This is a genomic window from Thalassobacter sp. HA4-2, from assembly GCF_055693705.1.
The window spans coordinates 1,695,094-1,712,560 of sequence record NZ_JBVFUK010000001.1; the positions used below are offsets into that span (position 1 = coordinate 1,695,094).

General features: G+C 62.1%; 15 protein-coding genes and 1 pseudogene. 8 read left to right on the forward strand and 8 right to left on the reverse strand.

Annotated features, from left to right (window positions below):
• Position 1: 1 nt before the first annotated feature.
• Positions 2-859, forward strand: coding sequence for a FliG C-terminal domain-containing protein (locus ACZ1G0_RS08695; RefSeq protein ID WP_472736579.1), 858 nt, complete (start codon positions 2-4; stop codon positions 857-859).
• A 40-nt stretch (positions 860-899) separates the two neighbouring features.
• On the opposite strand, the gene ACZ1G0_RS08700 is transcribed toward ACZ1G0_RS08695, so the two are convergent.
• Positions 900-1,814 (reverse strand): agmatinase, encoded by a 915-nt coding sequence (locus tag ACZ1G0_RS08700; protein ID WP_472736580.1) that lies wholly within the window; start codon positions 1,812-1,814, stop codon positions 900-902.
• Entirely contained in the window at positions 1,811-2,770 is a 960-nt protein-coding gene (gene speB, locus ACZ1G0_RS08705; protein ID WP_472736581.1) for an agmatinase, read from the reverse strand. Before speB ends, ACZ1G0_RS08700 begins: the two co-directional genes overlap by 4 nt.
• 106 nt (positions 2,771-2,876) lie before the next feature.
• Here speB and ACZ1G0_RS08710 point away from each other — a divergent pair, with 106 nt between their 5' ends.
• The gene (locus ACZ1G0_RS08710; RefSeq protein WP_472736582.1) at positions 2,877-3,380 is read left to right on the forward strand and encodes a flavin reductase family protein; all 504 of its coding nucleotides are present in this window, start codon (positions 2,877-2,879) and stop codon (positions 3,378-3,380) included.
• Here the strand turns inward: ACZ1G0_RS08710 and ACZ1G0_RS08715 are convergent.
• The 6 genes from ACZ1G0_RS08715 to ACZ1G0_RS08740 form a co-directional block, all read right to left on the reverse strand.
• Positions 3,377-4,417: an ABC transporter ATP-binding protein gene (locus ACZ1G0_RS08715; protein WP_472736583.1), complete on the reverse strand. Its 1,041-nt coding sequence runs from the start codon at positions 4,415-4,417 to the stop codon at positions 3,377-3,379. The genes ACZ1G0_RS08710 and ACZ1G0_RS08715 overlap by 4 nt on opposite strands.
• Positions 4,418-4,518: 101 nt before the next feature.
• A complete protein-coding gene (locus ACZ1G0_RS08720) occupies positions 4,519-5,637 on the reverse strand; it encodes an ABC transporter ATP-binding protein (protein ID WP_472736584.1) in 1,119 nt (372 codons plus the stop codon).
• Positions 5,638-5,667: 30 nt separating this feature from the next.
• Positions 5,668-7,317 carry an alpha-amylase family glycosyl hydrolase gene (locus tag ACZ1G0_RS08725; RefSeq protein WP_472736585.1) on the reverse strand — a complete coding sequence of 550 codons (1,650 nt, stop codon included), beginning with the start codon at positions 7,315-7,317 and terminating at the stop codon, positions 5,668-5,670.
• A gap of 9 nt (positions 7,318-7,326) precedes the next feature.
• Positions 7,327-8,484, reverse strand: coding sequence for a carbohydrate ABC transporter permease (locus tag ACZ1G0_RS08730; RefSeq protein WP_472736586.1), 1,158 nt, complete (start codon positions 8,482-8,484; stop codon positions 7,327-7,329).
• Positions 8,484-9,707, reverse strand: coding sequence for a carbohydrate ABC transporter permease (locus ACZ1G0_RS08735; RefSeq protein WP_472736587.1), 1,224 nt, complete (start codon positions 9,705-9,707; stop codon positions 8,484-8,486). The genes ACZ1G0_RS08730 and ACZ1G0_RS08735 overlap by 1 nt, the downstream gene beginning before the upstream one ends.
• Before the next feature lie 68 nt (positions 9,708-9,775).
• Positions 9,776-11,041 (reverse strand): ABC transporter substrate-binding protein, encoded by a 1,266-nt coding sequence (locus ACZ1G0_RS08740; protein ID WP_472736588.1) that lies wholly within the window; start codon positions 11,039-11,041, stop codon positions 9,776-9,778.
• A 231-nt stretch (positions 11,042-11,272) separates the two neighbouring features.
• Here ACZ1G0_RS08740 and ACZ1G0_RS08745 point away from each other — a divergent pair, with 231 nt between their 5' ends.
• The 6 genes and pseudogenes from ACZ1G0_RS08745 (at position 11,273) to ACZ1G0_RS08770 (ending at position 17,466) form a co-directional block, all read left to right on the forward strand.
• Positions 11,273-12,298, forward strand: a complete 1,026-nt coding sequence (locus ACZ1G0_RS08745; RefSeq protein WP_472736589.1) for a substrate-binding domain-containing protein — start codon at positions 11,273-11,275, stop codon at positions 12,296-12,298.
• A complete protein-coding gene (locus tag ACZ1G0_RS08750) occupies positions 12,291-13,622 on the forward strand; it encodes a GH1 family beta-glucosidase (protein ID WP_472736590.1) in 1,332 nt (443 codons plus the stop codon). The genes ACZ1G0_RS08745 and ACZ1G0_RS08750 overlap by 8 nt, the downstream gene beginning before the upstream one ends.
• Positions 13,623-13,630: 8 nt before the next feature.
• Positions 13,631-14,581: a glucokinase gene (locus tag ACZ1G0_RS08755; protein WP_472736591.1), complete on the forward strand. Its 951-nt coding sequence runs from the start codon at positions 13,631-13,633 to the stop codon at positions 14,579-14,581.
• Between the two features lie 101 nt (positions 14,582-14,682).
• Positions 14,683-14,961 carry an STAS domain-containing protein gene (locus ACZ1G0_RS08760; protein ID WP_472736592.1) on the forward strand — a complete coding sequence of 93 codons (279 nt, stop codon included), beginning with the start codon at positions 14,683-14,685 and terminating at the stop codon, positions 14,959-14,961.
• Positions 14,958-15,320, forward strand: a complete 363-nt coding sequence (locus ACZ1G0_RS08765; protein WP_472736593.1) for a response regulator — start codon at positions 14,958-14,960, stop codon at positions 15,318-15,320. The genes ACZ1G0_RS08760 and ACZ1G0_RS08765 overlap by 4 nt, the downstream gene beginning before the upstream one ends.
• 12 nt (positions 15,321-15,332) lie before the next feature.
• Positions 15,333-17,466: pseudogene (locus tag ACZ1G0_RS08770) on the forward strand (chemotaxis protein CheA).
• Position 17,467 lies beyond the last annotated feature (1 nt).

Here is a 17,467-nt window from a genome sequence, read left to right on the forward strand (position 1 = left end):
TATGTCACCAAGGACAGTCTGGCGGCCATCGTGCGCCAGTTCGCGGCAGAGTTGGACAGCGTCGGCATACACTTCCCCCGGTATCTCTGGCGCGCTGTCCGTACTGGATGGCTACCTGTCGCCCAACACCACGGATGTGCTGCGCGACGAATCCGGGGCAGAGATTCAGGGCAACCCTTGGGAACGGCTGGCGGGGCTGGACGTGGCCAAGCTGCGCCCCATCGTGGAACGGGAAAGCATCGAGATTTGCGCCGTGCTGCTGTCGAAGCTGTCGGTGCCCAAGGCCGCAGAATTGCTGAGCGAAATTCCCGAGGATCGCGCGCGACAGATTGCCTATGCCGTGTCCCTGACGGGCGGTGTGGACCCCGACACCGTGGCGCGCATCGGTCTGGCCCTTGGTCGCCAATTGGACGCGCAACCGAACCAAGCCTTCCGCGATGGACCTGTGGAACGGGTGGGCGCGATCCTGAACGCCTCCAGCTCTGCCACCCGCGACAAGGTTCTGGAGGGGTTGACTGACGTAGACGAGATCTTTGCCGAAAAGGTCCGCAAGGCGATCTTTACTTTCCACAACATCCCCACCCGCGTGGACAAACGCGATGTGCCCAAGATCAGCCGTGCTGTTCCTCCCGACATCCTTGTTACTGCGCTGGCATACGGACAGAACAACGCGGGCGAGGTGGTGGACTACATCCTGTCCGCCCTGTCCCAACGTCTGGCCGATCAGTTGCGCGATCAGATCAAGGAACGGGGCGCGGTCAAACTGGCCGAAGGTGAAGCGGCCCAAAGCGACCTGATCAACGCGATCCGAGATATGGAGGCGTCGGGCGAGCTGCTGCTGCTGGCCGACGAGGGCTAGCGGTAGGGGACCCCGGGCAGGATGCACAGCATCTCGTACATCAGGGCCGCGGCCAGATGCGCGGTTGTTCCAGCGGGATCGTAGGGGGTGCGACCTCGACCAGATCGCAACCCACGATGGGCAGACCGCGCAGTCCCCGGATCAATTGCAGGGCTTGGGGCGGGGTCAGGCCGGCAATTTCAGGCGTGCCCGTGCCCGGCGCATATCCGGGATCAAGGCTGTCGATGTCAAAGGTGACATAGACCGGACCCGGCCCCATCTGCGCCACGATCCGCGCTGCCAAGGGGCCAAGGTCTTGCTGCCAACACGCCTCGGCGGGCACAACGCGAAAGCCCCACGACCGCCCCTCGTCAAAGTCCTGCGCCGTGTAACCCGTACCTCGCAACCCGATTTGCCATACATCAGAAGGCCTTATCAGCCCTTCTTCATACGCGCGGCGCACGGGCGTGCCATGGGCAATCTTTTCGCCAAACATCGTGTCGTTGATATCGGCATGGGCGTCGATATGGATCAGTCCAACAGGCCCATGGACCGCCGCGACCCCGCGCAGCGCCCCCAGCAACAGCGTATGATCGCCCCCCAGCGTGACCGGCACAGCGGCTGCACGCGCCGCCCCCTCTATCCGGTGCGCAATCGCATCGACACTGGCAGGCAGGTTGAACGGGTTGACCGCCACATCCCCAAGGTCCGCCACCCGCAGCGCATCGAAAGGTGCGGCCCCGGTGCCCATGTTGTAAGGGCGCAGCATGTTGGATTGCTTGCGGATCTCTTGCGGCCCAAAGCGCGCCCCGGACCGCCAACTGGTGCCGTGGTCCATGGGCACGCCGAGAATGGCGGCGTCCAGACCCTGCGCCGTCTCGGCCCAGGGCAGCCGCATAAAGCTGCCCGGCCCACCGGCGCGGGGCATGTGGTTGCCGGACAGTGGCTGATGTGTGGGGTGGGCAGGATCGGTCACCGCCGGGTCCAGCACCATAGGCAGATCAGTTCCATCGCCACGTGGGCGCCCGCGATGGCCGTGGCCCCGGTGGTGTCATAGGGGGGCGAGACCTCGACCACGTCACCGCCCACCATGTTGATCCCCGCCAGATCCCGCAGGATCGCCGCCGCCTGCCCCGAGGACAGCCCGCCCCACACCGGCGTGCCCGTGCCGGGGGCAAATGCCGGGTCCAGACAGTCGATGTCGAAGGTCAGATAGACCGGATGATCGCCCACGATCTGTTTCACCTTGCCCGCCACCGCGCCCGGTGCCGCTTCGTGGACCGCGCGGGCGTCGATGGTATGCACGCCAAGAGGGTCCTCGTTCACTGTCCGGATCCCGATCTGCACGGATTTCGACGGGTCCACGACGCCGGATTTCACGGCCTTGTAGAACATCGTGCCGTGGTCGATCCGGGTCATGTCGTCGTCTGGCCATGTGTCCGAATGGGCATCGAACTGCACCAGCGCCAGCGGCCCGTGCTTTTCCGCATGGGCCTGCAAGATTGGAAAGCTAACGTAATGATCGCCGCCCAAGGAAATCATGCCGCTGTCCTGGTCCAGGATGGACTTGGCGTGGGCGCGCAGGGCGGCGGGAAAGTCGGCCACCTTGGCGTAGTCAAAAGCCACATCTCCGTAGTCCGCGATGGCGAACTCCGACAGGGGGTCAAAATCCCAGTAATAGGGCGGATCAAAGGTTTGCAAGGCAGAGGCTTCGCGGATCGCGCGGGGGCCAAAGCGGCTGCCGGGGCGGTGGGTGACCGCCTGGTCAAACGGTACCCCGGTGACAGCAAGGTCAAAGCCGGTCAGATCCTTGGTGTAGTGCCGCCGCAGGAACGACGTGACGCCGCCAAATGCGTTTTCGAATGCGGCCCCCTTGCGGTCTCCCCCGCCCATGGCGCGGTCTACGTTTGTGCGGGCTTTTTCCAGGCTCATGACGCTCCCTTTCGTTTTTTGTACCGAACCACAGGGGCGCGGGGCTGCCAAGGCTCGACACCACCGCTGGGTGCATTATCTGTGCATCAACCACAAAGGATGTCCCATGCCCGATACCGCCCTGCGCAACGCCTTTCTCGACGGGATGAGCCGCGCGGCCTCGACCGTGACCGTAATCACCACCGATGGCCCCGCCGGGCGCGCGGGTGTCACCGTGTCCGCCATGACCAGCGTGTCGGCTGATGGCGACGCGCCAACGATGTTGGTCTGTGTCAACGCGACGGCGTCCGCTGCCGGGCCGCTGTTGGACAACAGGGTGTTCTGCATCAACGTGTTGCGCGATGATCAGCAACGCATCGCAAACGTTTTTGCCAGCCGAGAGGAAGCGCCGGGCGGTGACAAGTTCAACGTCGCGGCGTTTCAGACACTGGCGACCGGCGCGCCCGCCCTGACCGACGCGCTGGTGGCCTTTGATTGCAAACTGACCAGCGCGGAACAGGTCGGCACCCACCACGTGGTGATCGGCGCAGTGCAGGCGGTCCATGTGCAGGCCGAGGGCACGCCCCTGATTTACGGGTTACGCAGCTATCTGCGGGCGGAACCTGTCTAGACGCGCGGGAACACGAAACAGCGGTCCCGCCGGATCGACAGCCAAAGAGGCGTCCCGGGCTTGGGCAGGAACACCGCAGGCACCGTGGCGCAGATCGTCTGACCGTCATCGAGCAGGAATTCCACAAGGCTTTCCTTCCCCATGAAGCGGGCGCGCACGACCGTGCCGCGGGCAGGTGTGCCCTCTTGCGGGGTGGGATTGGGGCCGCGCCCGCCGCGATCGAAGTCGATGCGCACATGTTGGGGGCGGAACACGATGTCCACGGGCGTGCCATCGGGCACACCGGGGGCAAGGAACTGGCCAAAGGGCGTATCGGTCAGCGCACCTTCAACATCACCTTCTATCGCATTGATATCGCTAAAGAACGCGGCGGCACGCTTGTCCTTGGGCGCGTTGTAGATGTTGTAGGGTGCTGCGCGTTGCACCACTTTGCCGTCGCGCATAAGGGCAATCTCGTCGGCCATGCGCATGGCCTCGTCCGGTTCATGGGTGACCAGCAAGACGGCGGTGCCCTCCTCCTTCAACACGGCCAGGGTCGCGTCGCGGATTTCGTCGCGCAGACGGTTGTCGAGGCCCGAGAACGGCTCGTCCATCAGCATGATGCGCGGGCGCGGGGCCAAGGCGCGGGCCAGGGCAACGCGCTGCTGCTCTCCGCCCGACAGCTCGATCGGGGCGCGCGGGCCGTAGTCCGCCAGATCGACCTTTTCCAGCAGGTGCTGCACCCGGTCCGCCTTGGCCGCGCGGGAACCTGTCAGGCCGAAGGCCACGTTGTCGGCCACGGACATATGGGGGAACAGGGCGAAGTCCTGAAACATCAGGCCGATGCCCCGCGCCTCGGGCGGGGTGTTGATGCCGTCGCCCGCCACCGGAACGCCGTCGATCTGGATCGTGCCGCTGGTTTGCCGGTCCACCCCGGCAATGATGCGCAGGGTCGTGGACTTGCCACATCCCGATGGCCCCAACAGGCAAGTAACCTGCCCGGGATAGACGGACAGGGACACGTCATCCACCACATTGCGGCCCTGAAACGTACGCACAAGGTGGGACACCTCTAGACGGGGGGTGATTGCACTGCGGACCTCTTTTCCGACCAAACCGCTCAGGGATAGCTAGCAGCGCGGTCCGAAGGGTGCAACCATCACCGATAGAGCAGCGACACCCCGTCCCGGAAGATGTGCACTTTGGCCGGGTCCGCCGCCAGACGCAGGGATTGGCCGCGCATGTTCTGGTGAATGCCCTGCAGCTTGGCCACAATCGGGTCGGTGTCCCCATGGGGACGCTTGAAGTACAGCAGGGTCACTTCGCCCAAACGCTCCTCCACCTCGACCTGGCCGCCAAAGGCATAGGTGTCCTCGGTGGTGATCAAGGCGTCTTCGGGGCGAATGCCGACCTTGACCCGCGCGCCCATATCGCTGTCCAGCGACGGGATGTTCGATGTGATCGTGCCGCCGCCGTGATCGGTCTTGACGGTGGTGGTGGCGCCAGTGCCCACGACCTCCCCCTCCATCAGGTTCATGGAGGGGGACCCGATGAAACGGGCGACGAATTCGGAATTGGGCGTTTCGTACAGCTCCAGAGGTGTGCCCACCTGGGCGATGGAGTATTTGTGGCCATTGTCCTTGAGCGCGTCCAGAACCACGATCCGGCTGGCCAGTGTCATCGCCTCGACCTGATCGTGGGTGACGTAGATCATGGTACTGTCGGGCATCTGTTCCTTGAGCTGGGCAATCTCGATCCGGGTGGCCACGCGCAGGGCGGCGTCCAGATTTGAGAGGGGTTCGTCAAACAGGTACACCTTGGGGTCGCGCACGATGGACCGGCCGATGGCGACCCGCTGGCGTTGTCCGCCGGACAGGGCCTTGGGCAGTCGGTCCAGATATTCCGTAAGCTGCAACTTACTGGCGGCCGCCTCGACCGCCGCGTCGATGTCGGCTTGCGGCATCTTGGCGATCTTCAGGGCGAAGGACATGTTTTCGCGCACGGTCAGGTGCGGGTACAAGGCGTAGGATTGGAACACCATGGCGATGCCCCGCTCGGACGGGGGCACGTCGTTGACCACTTGTCCGTCGATTTCCAGCGTCCCGCCCGAGATCTTTTCCAGCCCCGCAATCATACGCAGCAGCGTGGACTTGCCGCAGCCAGAGGGGCCGACGAAGACGATCAGCTCCCCCTTCTTGATGTCCAGATCAATGTCCTTGAGGACCTCGACCGTGCCGCCATAAACCTTGGCCACATCGCGCAGTTTCAGATCTGCCATTTCAATCCCTCCCCTAGACCCTGTGGGCCGTTATTGTTTCAACAGCAGACTGATCTGCCACGGCCCCAAGTGTACCTGCCCGTCCGCCATGGGCCCCGTGCTGCCGACCTCGGCGCCCACGTGGGTCCAGTCGCCCTTGGGCAGACTGACGGAGTGCGGCGTGTCGCTGAGGTTGAAGGCACAGAACAGGGTCTGGCCCGCGCCGCTGCGCACAAAGTGCAGCACGTCGCCGTCCACGGTCATGGCATCGAGATCCCCTGTCACCAGCGCCGGGTTGGCACGGCGGAAGCCCAGCATCCGGCGGTAGAAGTGCAGCAGCGCGCCGGGGTCATCCTCTTGCGCGGCGACGGATTGGGCCAGATGTTCATGGGACACGGGCAACCACGGCTGGCTGGCCGAAAAACCGCCGTTCTGGTTGGACGGTTCCCACACCATGGGCGTGCGACAGCCATCGCGGCCCTTGAATTCGGGCCAGAACTCGATCCCATAGGGGTCTTGCAGAGCCTCGAAGGGGACGTCCGCCTCGGACAGGCCCAACTCTTCGCCTTGATACAGGCACACCGATCCTCGTAGGGACATGATCAGCGCCGCCATGCAGCGTTGGCCCGCGGGCGTCAGGTTCCAGCGGCTGGCGTGGCGCATCACGTCGTGGTTGGAAAACGCCCAGCACGCCCAACCGTCCTTGGCCACTTCGTTCAGCTGTGTGAACACATCGTTCACGCGGGTGGCGGTCAAAGGGTCCTTGGCAAGGAATTCAAAGGCATAGCACATCTGCACCCCCTCGTTTTCCTTGGTGTATTCGCCCAGCAGTTGCAGGCCCAGTTGCGCGTCCCCTACCTCGCCCACGGCGGCGGTGCCGGGGTATGCGTCCAGCAGGGTGCGGAAGCGTTTGAGGAACGCGAGGTTCTCGGGCTGGTTCTTGGAATACAGGTGTTCTTGGTGGTTGTAGGGGTTCACGCTGGGCGCGATGTTGGCGTTGCGCCGCTCGGGCGGCAGGGCCGGGTTGTCGCGCAGATCCTTGTCCGCGAAGTAGAAGTTGATGGTGTCCAGCCGGAACCCATCGACCCCGCGATCCAACCAGAAACGTGTCGCGTCCAGCAGCGCGTCCTGCACATCTGGGTTGTGGAAATTCAGGTCCGGTTGACTGACCAGAAAGTTGTGCAGGTAGTACTGCTCGCGCCGGGCATCCCAGTGCCACGCGGGCCCGCCAAAGATCGACAGCCAGTTGTTGGGGGGCGTGCCATCGGGTTTCGGATCAGCCCAGACGTACCACTCGGACTTGTCGTTGTCCCGGGATGCGCGGCTTTCAGCAAACCACGGGTGCTGGTCAGAGGTGTGGGACAACACAAGGTCGATCATCACCCGCAGGCCCAGCCTGTGCGCCGTATCCACCAGCACGTCGAAATCCGCCAGCGTCCCGAACATCGGGTCCACATCGCAATAGTCCGACACATCGTAGCCGAAGTCTTTCATGGGCGAGGTGAAGAAGGGCGAAATCCAGATCGCATCCACGCCCAGCGACGCGATATAGGGCAGGCGTTGGGTGATGCCGCCCAGATCACCGATCCCGTCGCCGTTGCTGTCCTGAAAGGACCGGGGGTAGATTTGATAGATCACACCACCCCGCCACCAGTCGGTGTTTGCAGCGGGATCGAAGACTGTTTGCGCTTGAGCGTTCATTTGGGAACCTTACTTGACGGACCCGGCCAACAGGCCGCGCACCAGATATTTTTGCATTGCGAAGAAGACGACCAACGGCACGGCGATGGACACAAAGGCGGCGGTGGCGAGGATTTCCCAGTTGCCGCCCCGGGTGCCCAACAGCTCCACGATCTGGTTGGTCATGACAGTGGTCTGGCCCGTGGCGTCGATCAGGAACACCTTGGCCACCAGCAGATCGTTCCATGTCCATAGGAACTGGAAGATGGCAAAGCTGGCAAGCGCCGGGAACGACAGGGGCAGGACGATCTTGGTGAAGATCTGGAAATCCGTGGCCCCGTCCACCTTGGCGTTTTCAATGATGTCCTTGGGCAGGCCGACCATGTAGTTTCGGAGCAGATAGATCGCCAGCGGCAGGCCGAACCCCGTATGCGCCAGCCAGACCCCGAGGTAGCCCTTTCCGATCCCGATCCCAAGGTGCAGTTTCAGCAGCGGGATCAGTGCCAGTTGCAGCGGCACGACCAACAGGCCCACCACCAACGCGATCAACAGCGCGCGCCCCGGAAAATCCATCCATGCCAGCGCATAGGCCGCAAAGGCCGCAATGACGATGGGGATGATCGTGGCCGGGATGGTGACGGTCAGGGTGTTGAAAAACGCCTTGGCCATGGAGTCGGTGGAATTGCCTGACACGAGGACCTGTTCGTAGTTTTCCAGAGTGAAGTCTGGTGGCGACGTGACCGTGGCAAAGACACGTTGCCCGCGCCCCGACATCTGATCCTCCGTGCCGGTCCAGACATAGTCGCCGGTGGCGGAGACCGTAATGGTTTCGCCCTCGCCCAGATCCGCGGTCTCGCCGGCCACATAGACGTCGATGGCGCGGCTGGACGTACCCCAGACAGAGATCACACCGTCGGTGGTACTGGAGTCGTCGAACAGGTTGCCCGACACGGTGAAACGGTCCCCATCGGCCACGCGGAAATCATCCGGGTCGGCCGCGCGCATGACCACGTTCTGCTCCGCCGGGAACATGGATGCCCACCATCCAGAGGAGCTGATCTGATCCGCGGTGCGGAAGGACGACACCAACAGGCCCACGGTCGGGAACAGCCACAGGGCCACCAGCAGCAGGGTCGAGATCTGCACGACCCAGTTCAGGGATGATTTGGAACCGGCAATGTTATCCATTATTTCATCTCCTTGCGGGCGGTATAGACGTTCCAGACCAGAATGGGCGAGACCAGCAGCATGATGATGATGGCACTGGCCGACCCCACGCCCCAGTCATTCGCGCGGAACAATTTGTCGAACATGTAGTTGGCAAGCACCTGCGTTTCCCACTGCCCGTTGGTCATTGCAAAGACGATGTCGAATACCTTGAGCACGACCAGCGTGATCGTCGTCCACACCACCACGATGGTGCCCATGATCTGGGGGATCTTGATCTTGAAGAAAATCTGCAAGGGACCCGCGCCATCCACAATGGCCGCCTCGATCGTGTCCTCAGGGATGCCGCGCAGGGCGGCGGACAGGATCACCATGGCAAACCCGGTCTGGATCCAGATCAGAACCACCATCAGGAAAAAGCTGTTCCAGAAGGGGATGGTAAGCCAGTTCATAGGCTCCCCATAGGCGGGTTCGGCGGTGAATACGTTGAGGATGGATCGCAGCGCCAGAAAGATCATCCAGGCCGCCCCTGCCCCGCCCGCAAGACGCAGGGCAGTCTGCCAGAGCGGGCCACCGTCCCCAAGGGGACGCAGGATCACATAGGCGACATAGCCCATCAGCGCGCTGAAGGTCAGCAGAATAAAGGTGGGCAGGACCTGCAGGAACAGAATCGACCCGATCCCGCCGTCAAAGTTCAACCACACCGCGTTCAGCACGCCGATCTGCGCCTGGTCCACGGGGCGGGCGTCGTAGATCAGCTTGAAGATCACCGCCGCGCCCACAAAGGAAATCGCCATGGGCATGAAGATCAGGGACTTGGCGATGTTGCCCCAACGGATCCGGTCCGTCAGCTGCGCCGCCAGCAGGCCAAAGGCCGTGGAGGCGGCAGGCACCACAATCAGCCACAGCATGTTGTTGCGCATCGCCTCCCAGAACTTGGTTTCCGAGAACATCTGTTGGTAGTTGGCAAAACCGACAAAGGCCCCACCCTGGTCGCGGTCCGTGAAGGACAGACGCAAGGTCTCGACCACCGGGTAGGCCAGATACAGACCAAGGGCCAGGATCGCGGGCAGCAGGAACAACCAGGGCCGCACCATATTGGCGCGGTTGATGTTGCGCCCGGCGTTGGCACCCTTGGCCGGAAAGATGAATTTATCGAGAATGACGTTGGAGAAGTAGAAATACCCCACGCAGCCGCCGACGCCCAAGATGATGGTGATTAGTCCCAAAAGTGCCGGGTGCATGGTCGTCCCCTCCCAAAGCGTCATGCGGATATGGTGGGTGAGCCGACCGGCGGCTCACCCGGTCTTGCTTACTTCAAAGCGTCCCAGCTGGACTGGATTTCAGCGGCCACTTCGCCGGCATCCTTGCCGCCTGCGTAGTCGACCATGCCGGTCCAGAAGGACCCCGCGCCCACGCCGCCGGGCATCAGGTCCGATGCGTCAAAGCGGAAGGTGGTCGCCCCCAGCAGGATGTCGTTCATCTTGGCCGCCGCTGGTGTCGCAAACTTGGAGCTGTCGACGCCCTTATGCGGTGTCAGGAAGCCGCCCAGACCCATCCAAATTTCATGCGCATCCGTGGTCTGCAGATAGGCGATCAGGTCGTGCGCCGCCTCGTTCTCGTTGGTGATGGCCCACAGGGTCCCTGCCCCCAGAACCGGCGCGCCGAGGTCTCTTTCGGCGTAGGCTGGGAAGTAGAAGAAGTCTGCGTCTTCACCCACCTCGGTGCCTTCGGGGAAGAACGCGGGGATGAAGGATGCCTGACGATGCATGTAGCATTGGGGCGGCGAGGCGAACAGACCCTTGGGACTGTCGCGGAAATCCGTGGAGGCCACGGCCCCAGCCCCGCCCGACACGTAGGCGTCGTTACGGGCAAAGGCGCCAAATTCCTCGATCGCGGCCACAACACGTGGGTCGTCGAAGGGGATTTCGTTGGCGACCCATTGGTCATAAACGGACGGATCCTGTGTGCGCAGCATCATATCCTCGACCCAGTCGGTCGCGGGCCAGCCCGTCGCACCGCCGGAGCCCAGCCCGATGCACCATGGTGTGCCACCATCGGCGACGATCTGATCGGTCAGCGCCTTCAGATCTTCCATCGTGGTGGGGATCTCGTAGCCCGCATCCTCGAAGTTCTCGGGCGAGTACCAGACCAGCGACTTCACGTCGACTTTGTAGAAAAAGCCGTACAGGTTGTCTGCGCCGTTTGCATCCGCGTAGGTGCCCAGATCGACCCAGGATTGCCCGGCCGCATAGTTTTCACGAACCCAGTCGCCCGTGCCGTCTTTCAGCGGTGTCAGGAACCCGCGCGAGGCCATATCGGCCGCCAGACCGGGCTGCGGGAACACGGCGACGTTGGGGGCAGAGCCTGCCTCGGCGTCGACCATGATCTGCTGCTCGAAGCTGTCCGAGCCAACGTAAGACACGTCATGGCCGGATTTGGCGGCAAAGTCCGCCAGCACGGTTTCGACGATTTCTTGGTCTGGGCCAAGCCACGGGCCAAAGACGGTCAACTGCTCGGCGTAGGCCATCTGTGCAGTTGCGATGACGGCCACGCCGCCCAATAGCGATTTCTTCATGTTCTCTCCCTTAGGCGCCGGTTTGCGGTGCCTCTGTCTGGTTACCCTCAGCACTTTTGAAAGCGCTTTGACACGCCTACGGTGACGACAACGGCGGCCCCTGTCAATGGAGATTCAATGCTGCACATGCAGCATAACTGCTGAAAGATCCCACCCGTTGACAACGCGGCCAGCTGCAGGTTCAAAAGAAGGACCCGCACAGGCCCGGCATTTTTGAAAGCGCTTTAAAATATGAACCTGAAACAATTGTCAGATCTGTTGGGCCTTTCGCAGACGACGGTGTCCCGGGCCTTGGGTGGCTACCCAGAGGTCAAGGAAAAGACCCGCAAACTGGTGCAAGAGGCGGCGAAGGCCCATAACTACAGCCCTTCGCGCCGGGCCACCAGCTTGGCCACAGGCCGGTCCATGGCGATCGGGCACGTTCTGCCGACCTCTGCGAATCACGAAATGGTTAACCCGATCTTCTCGGATTTCCTCGCCGGTGCCGGAGAGGTGTACAGCGCCCACGGCTATGACATGCTGCTGTCGGTTGTGCCCGACACGGACGAGGCGCAGGCCTATCGCGATCTGGCCACCAAGGGTGCTGTGGACGGCATCATCCTGCACGGCCCCCGCGCGGACGACCCCCGGCTGGCCCTGCTGCGCGATATCGGTCTGCCCTTTGTGGTCCATGGCCGTGCCCCGGGGGGCGCGCACGACTATTCCTTTGTAGACGTCAACAACACCTCTGCCTTCCGGCGGGCCACGGACCTTTTGCTGGATCTTGGCCACAGGCGGATCGGGTTGATCAACGGGCTTGAATCGCTGGACTTTGCCCAACGGCGACGTGCGGGCGTGGAACAGGCCCTGGACGCCCGGGGGCTGGCTCTTGATCCGGCTTTGGCCCGCAGCGACGAGATGACCGAACACTACGGCCACCGTGCGGCCAGCGAGATGTTGGCGCAAGACGACCCGCCCACGGCGTTCATCGTCAGTTCCATCATAGCCGCCATTGGGGTGCGCCGGGCGATCCATGGCACCGGGGCCAAGATCGGGCGCGATATCTCGGTGATTACACACGACGACGTGTTGTCCTATCTGGGCAACGGCGAGGGAGAGCGGATCTTCACCGCGACGCGGTCCTCCGTCCGGGCGGCTGGACATCGGTGTGCCGAAATTTTGATGGAGCAGATCCAAGGCCGGGCGCGCGATCATGTGCAAGAGGTCTGGGACTGCGAACTGGCCCTTGGCCAAACCACAGGAGCTTTACGTGGCTGACACTTTCGCCTTTACGCGCGCCGATTTCCCCAAAGGGTTCAAGTGGGGCGTCGCCACCTCTGCCTACCAGATCGAGGGGCACCAGTTCGGTGGCGCAGGCCCCACCCATTGGGACAGTTTTGCCGCCACCCCGGGCAATGTGGTGCGAGCCGAGAACGGTGCGTTGGCCTGCGATCACTATCACCGTTTTGCCGAAGATATCGCCCTGATGAAGGCCGCTAATTTCGACGGCTACAGGTTTTCCATGTCTTGGGCGCGGGTCATGCCCGATGGAATGAACGTCAACCCGCAAGGCCTTGATTTCTATGATCGCCTTCTGGACGCGCTGGCCGAGGCGGGCCTTGAACGCTACGCGACCCTGTACCACTGGGAATTGCCGCAGGCGATGGCCGATATCGGCGGTTGGCGCAATCGCGATGTGGTGGAGCGGTTTGCCAATTATGCGGGCCTGATCGCGCAACGGTTCGGGGATCGTTTGACCAGCGTGGCCCCCATCAACGAGCCTTGGTGCGTCGCGTGGTTGTCGCACTTTCTGGGCCACCACGCGCCGGGCCTGCGCGACATCCGCGCCGCCGCCCGCGCCATGCACCACGTGGCCCTTGGGCACGGGATGGCGGTGCAGGCCATGCGTGCCGTGGGTCAGACCAACATCGGGGCTGTGTGCAACTTCGAACGCGCCCTGCCCCTGACCGATCGCGCCGAGGATGCCGCTGCCGCCACGCTCTATGACGGGATCTACAACCGCTGGTTCCTTGGCGGCTTTTTCCACGGCACCTACCCCACGGATGTGTTGGCCGGGCTCGCCCCCCATATGCCCGACCGGTGGCAAGACGACATGGCCACCATCAGCGCGCCCGTGGATTGGCTGGGCCTGAACTACTATACCTGCAAGCGCATCGCCGCCGCCGATGGGCCTTGGCCTGCCCTGTCCGAGCATGTGGGCGACCTGCCCCTGACCCAGATGGGCTGGGAAATCCACCCCGAGGGGCTGCATCATTTTCTGACCCGCACAGCCCGCGACTACACCGGCGACCTGCCGCTTTACGTGACCGAAAACGGCATGGCGAACCCGGACACCCCGGATCAATCCGACACGGCCCGCATCGACTACTTGAACCAGCACATCGCCGAGGCGCGGCGTGCCATGGCGGACGGCGTGCCGCTGGCCGGGTACATCGTCTGGTCCTTGTTGGACAATTACGAATGGGCCTTGGGCTATGAAAAACGCTTCGGCCTTGTCCATGTGGATTTCGACAGCTTGACGCGCGCACCCAAAGCCTCCTACCACGCGCTGTCCCGGGCGCTGTCCCGCGCCCAGAAGTGAGCCCTTTCATGTCTGAGACCTACCTTGTTGCCGATGTTGGGGGCACGAACACCCGCATTGCCCTGACCGACGGCCCGGTGCCGCGCACGGATACGGTCGCGCGTTACAAGAATGATGCCCACAGCGGGATCGCCGATGTGATTGCGACCTATCTGACCGGGCGCGAGGTGACCTTGCAAGGGGCGTGCATCGACGTCGCCGGTCCCGTGATAGATGGCGTCGGGCGTCTGACGAACCGTGATTGGTCCATGTCCGAAACACAGCTGGCGGCGGCCACGGGTGCGTCGCACGTTGCGGTTCTGAACGACCTCCAGGCCCAAGGCTTCGCCTTGGCCCATCTGCCCAACGCGGCATTTCAAAAGGTGCTGGGCAAAGCCAGCGGCCAAGGCGCGCGGCTGGTGGTGAACATCGGCACGGGTTTCAACATCGCGCCCGTGCACCCCATCGCCGGCGCCCATGTCGTACCCGCCTGCGAGGCGGGTCACGTCGCCCTGCCCGTTCAAACACCCGAGGATCTGGCGCTGGCTCAGTATCTGGCCAGCCATCACGGCATGGCCGCGGTTGAAGATGTTCTTTCCGGGCGCGGCCTTGCGGATGTCTATGCCTACCTGACCGGTCAGCCGCCCGTGAGCGCCGCCGATGTGATGGATCGGATCAGCACCGATGCCGACGCTGATGCCGCCCTTGGCATCTTTATCCGCATGATGGGCACGGTCTGCGGGGACTTGGCGCTGACGCATTTGCCCGTGGGTGGCCTTGCCCTCGTGGGCGGTGTAGCCCGGGCCTGCCTGCCCCATCTGGACCGGCATGGGTTCGAGGCGGCATTCCGCGCCAAGGGGCGCTTTGGTCCCTTTATGGATCAATTCGCCATCGAGGCTGTGGTGGACGATCACGCGGGCCTGACCGGCTGCGCCGCATATCTTTTTGAACAAACCCAGCTGAAAAAGCGGATCGGGTAACCTTTTTTTAGCACCCCAAGCGCTATCCACGATCCACAAGCAGAGATCGGAGGGTCGCGTATGCCGCACACACACCGCAATTTCCATGATTGGGTCGCCCTATGAGTGGCGCGATCTCCCTGCCCGTTCGCTTGGATGCGCAAGCCGTAGATGCCCTGCGCACATCGCTGTTGGAGGCTGAGGGCGACGTCACGCTGGACGCGGCGCGTGTTACCATGATCGGCACCCTGGGCGTGCAGGTCCTGATGGCGGCCCGCACCCAGATTGAAGGTCGCGGGGGACAGTTGGCTCTGTCGGACCCTTCGGCTGATTTTCTTGATTGTATCGCAGATTTGGGTGTCCCGCTGGACCGCCTACAGACACAAGGAGTCGCGGCATGAAGGTACTCGCCGTAGATGACAGCCGAACCATTCGCAACATGCTGACCCTCGCGCTGACCCAAGCCGGGATCGAGACCGAGGTCGCCGAAGACGGGATCCACGGCCTCGAGGTGCTGGAAGGGTTGAAACCCGACGCCATCGTCACCGACATCAATATGCCGCGGATGGATGGCTTCGGATTTATCGAGGCGGTGCGCGCCCAAGAGGAACACAAGGGCATCCCGATCCTCGTTCTAACCACAGAAAGTGCCGCTGACATGAAGGCCCGTGCCCGCAAGGCAGGGGCAACGGGCTGGATCGTAAAACCCTTTGAACCGACCAAACTGGTTGGCGCACTGCGCATGGTCGCGGGGTCCTAAGTCATGGATCCAATGGCCGAAATCAAAGCCTCCTTCTTCGTGGAATGCGCCGAATTGCTAGAAGCGTTGGAAGAGGGGCTGCTGCAAATTCAGGGCGGCGATCATGACATGGAAACGGTCAATGCCGTATTCCGATCGGTCCATTCGATCAAGGGGGGGCCGGGGCCTTCGGATTGGACGCACTGGTCGACTTTGCGCACCGATTTGAAACTGTGCTGGATGGTGTACGGGCCGGAACCTTCGGGCTGACCGATGACCTGATTTTGTCTCTGCTCAAGTGTTCTGACCAACTGTCTGACCTCGTAGCTGCCAGTCGTGATGAACGCGACCATGATGCAAAGACCAATGCAGAAGCCTTGGCAGAGCTGGAGCGGCACGCCGGTATGGATACGATGGGCGATCCGGCGGAACAGGTGGAAGAAGCGATTGAATTCGCGCCAATGACCTTGTCCTTGGACCTTGGCCCAGATGTCGACGACTCCAAAGATATTGCTACACCTGCTTTCGACATCCGCTTCGACAGCGAACCCGGCTTGAACGAAAGTGGCAACGAGCCTTTGTTCCTGCTGCGCGCCCTCAAGGCGCTTGGTACGACAGATGTAGCCTGTGATGACCATACCCTTCCAACTCTAGAAAACCTTGATCCTCAAAAGACCTATCTGTCTTGGGATATCACGTTAACGGGCGACACCTGCGAGGCAGACATCCGCGAAGTCTTCGACTTTGCAGAGGGGCTGTGCACGTTGCGTATCGCCTCCACATCGGGCACTACTTCGGACACGGATTTGCCTGACCTTCCCACGATAGACTTGCAGGAACCGGATCCCGTGCCGCCCATCGCACAGGTCCCTGAAATCACACCCAAACTGGAATTGGTCGACGCCGGCGCGGCGCTGAAGGCAAATGAACCCAAGATTGGGTCTGGCAAAGCTGCTGCACAGGCACAACCAACGGTCCGCGTCGATCTTGACCGCATTGATCGGCTGGTCAACTTGGTTGGTGAGCTGGTCATCAACCAAGCCATGTTGGCGCAAAGCCTTGCGAAGGAAGACGTCAAAGGCAACGCCGTGATTGAATCGGCCTTGGAAGAGTTCCAGCAGCTAACACGTGATATCCAAGAAGGGGTCATGGCGATCCGGGCGCAACCGGTGAAGCCATTGTTCCAGCGTATGTCACGGATCGTCCGCGAAGCCGCCTCGGACACTGGCAAAGATGTAAAGCTGATCTTTGAAGGCGAAAATACAGAGATCGACAAGACTATCATTGAGCGTTTGGCTGACCCCCTCACCCACATGATCCGAAATGCAGTGGATCACGGTCTCGAAAGCCCAGAGGCACGTGCCAAAGCCGGCAAAGAGGTCACAGGTCAGATCCACCTGCGCGCCACGCATCGGTCTGGTCGCGTGATCATCGAAATCCAGGATGACGGCGCAGGCATCAATCGCCCAGCCGTGTTGGAAAAGGCTCGCAGCAAAGGGCTCGTGGCTGCAGATGCAAGCCTAACTGACAGCGAAATCGACAATCTTCTGTTCCTACCCGGTTTTTCAACCGCGTCCGCGATCTCAAATCTATCCGGCCGGGGGTGGGAATGGATGTTGTGAAGCGCGCGATTCAGGGCCTCGGCGGACGTATCTCAATCACGTCTGAAACAGGTGCGGGTTCCGTATTCTCGATCAGCCTCCCACTGACCTTGGCGGTGCTAGACGGCATGGTGATCGAAGTATCTGAACAAACGATGGTCGTTCCTTTGTCAGCAATCATCGAAACACTCACCCTAAGTGAAGCTCAGGTTGAGACTTTGGACCACGGTAACCCCGTCATTCACATCAGGTCCGATTTCGTGCCGTTGTTGGACTTAGGGGCCGAATTTGGCTACCGCGAGAATGGGGATCACCCCGAGTCGGCCGTAGTTCTGTTCATCCTGTCCGAAGGCGGTCAACGCTATGCCTTGGTGGTTGATGCCATACATGAACAGCGCCAAGTTGTGATCAAAGGCCTTGCGGACAGCTACGGCTACGTCCCCGGAGTCGCAGCGGCAACTATTCTGGGCGACGGTAAAATCGCTCTGATCCTTGATCCTGTAGATTTGATCACCAGAGCAAAACAACCCAGCACCTTTGGATCCACCGAAAAACGAGCAGGCTGAC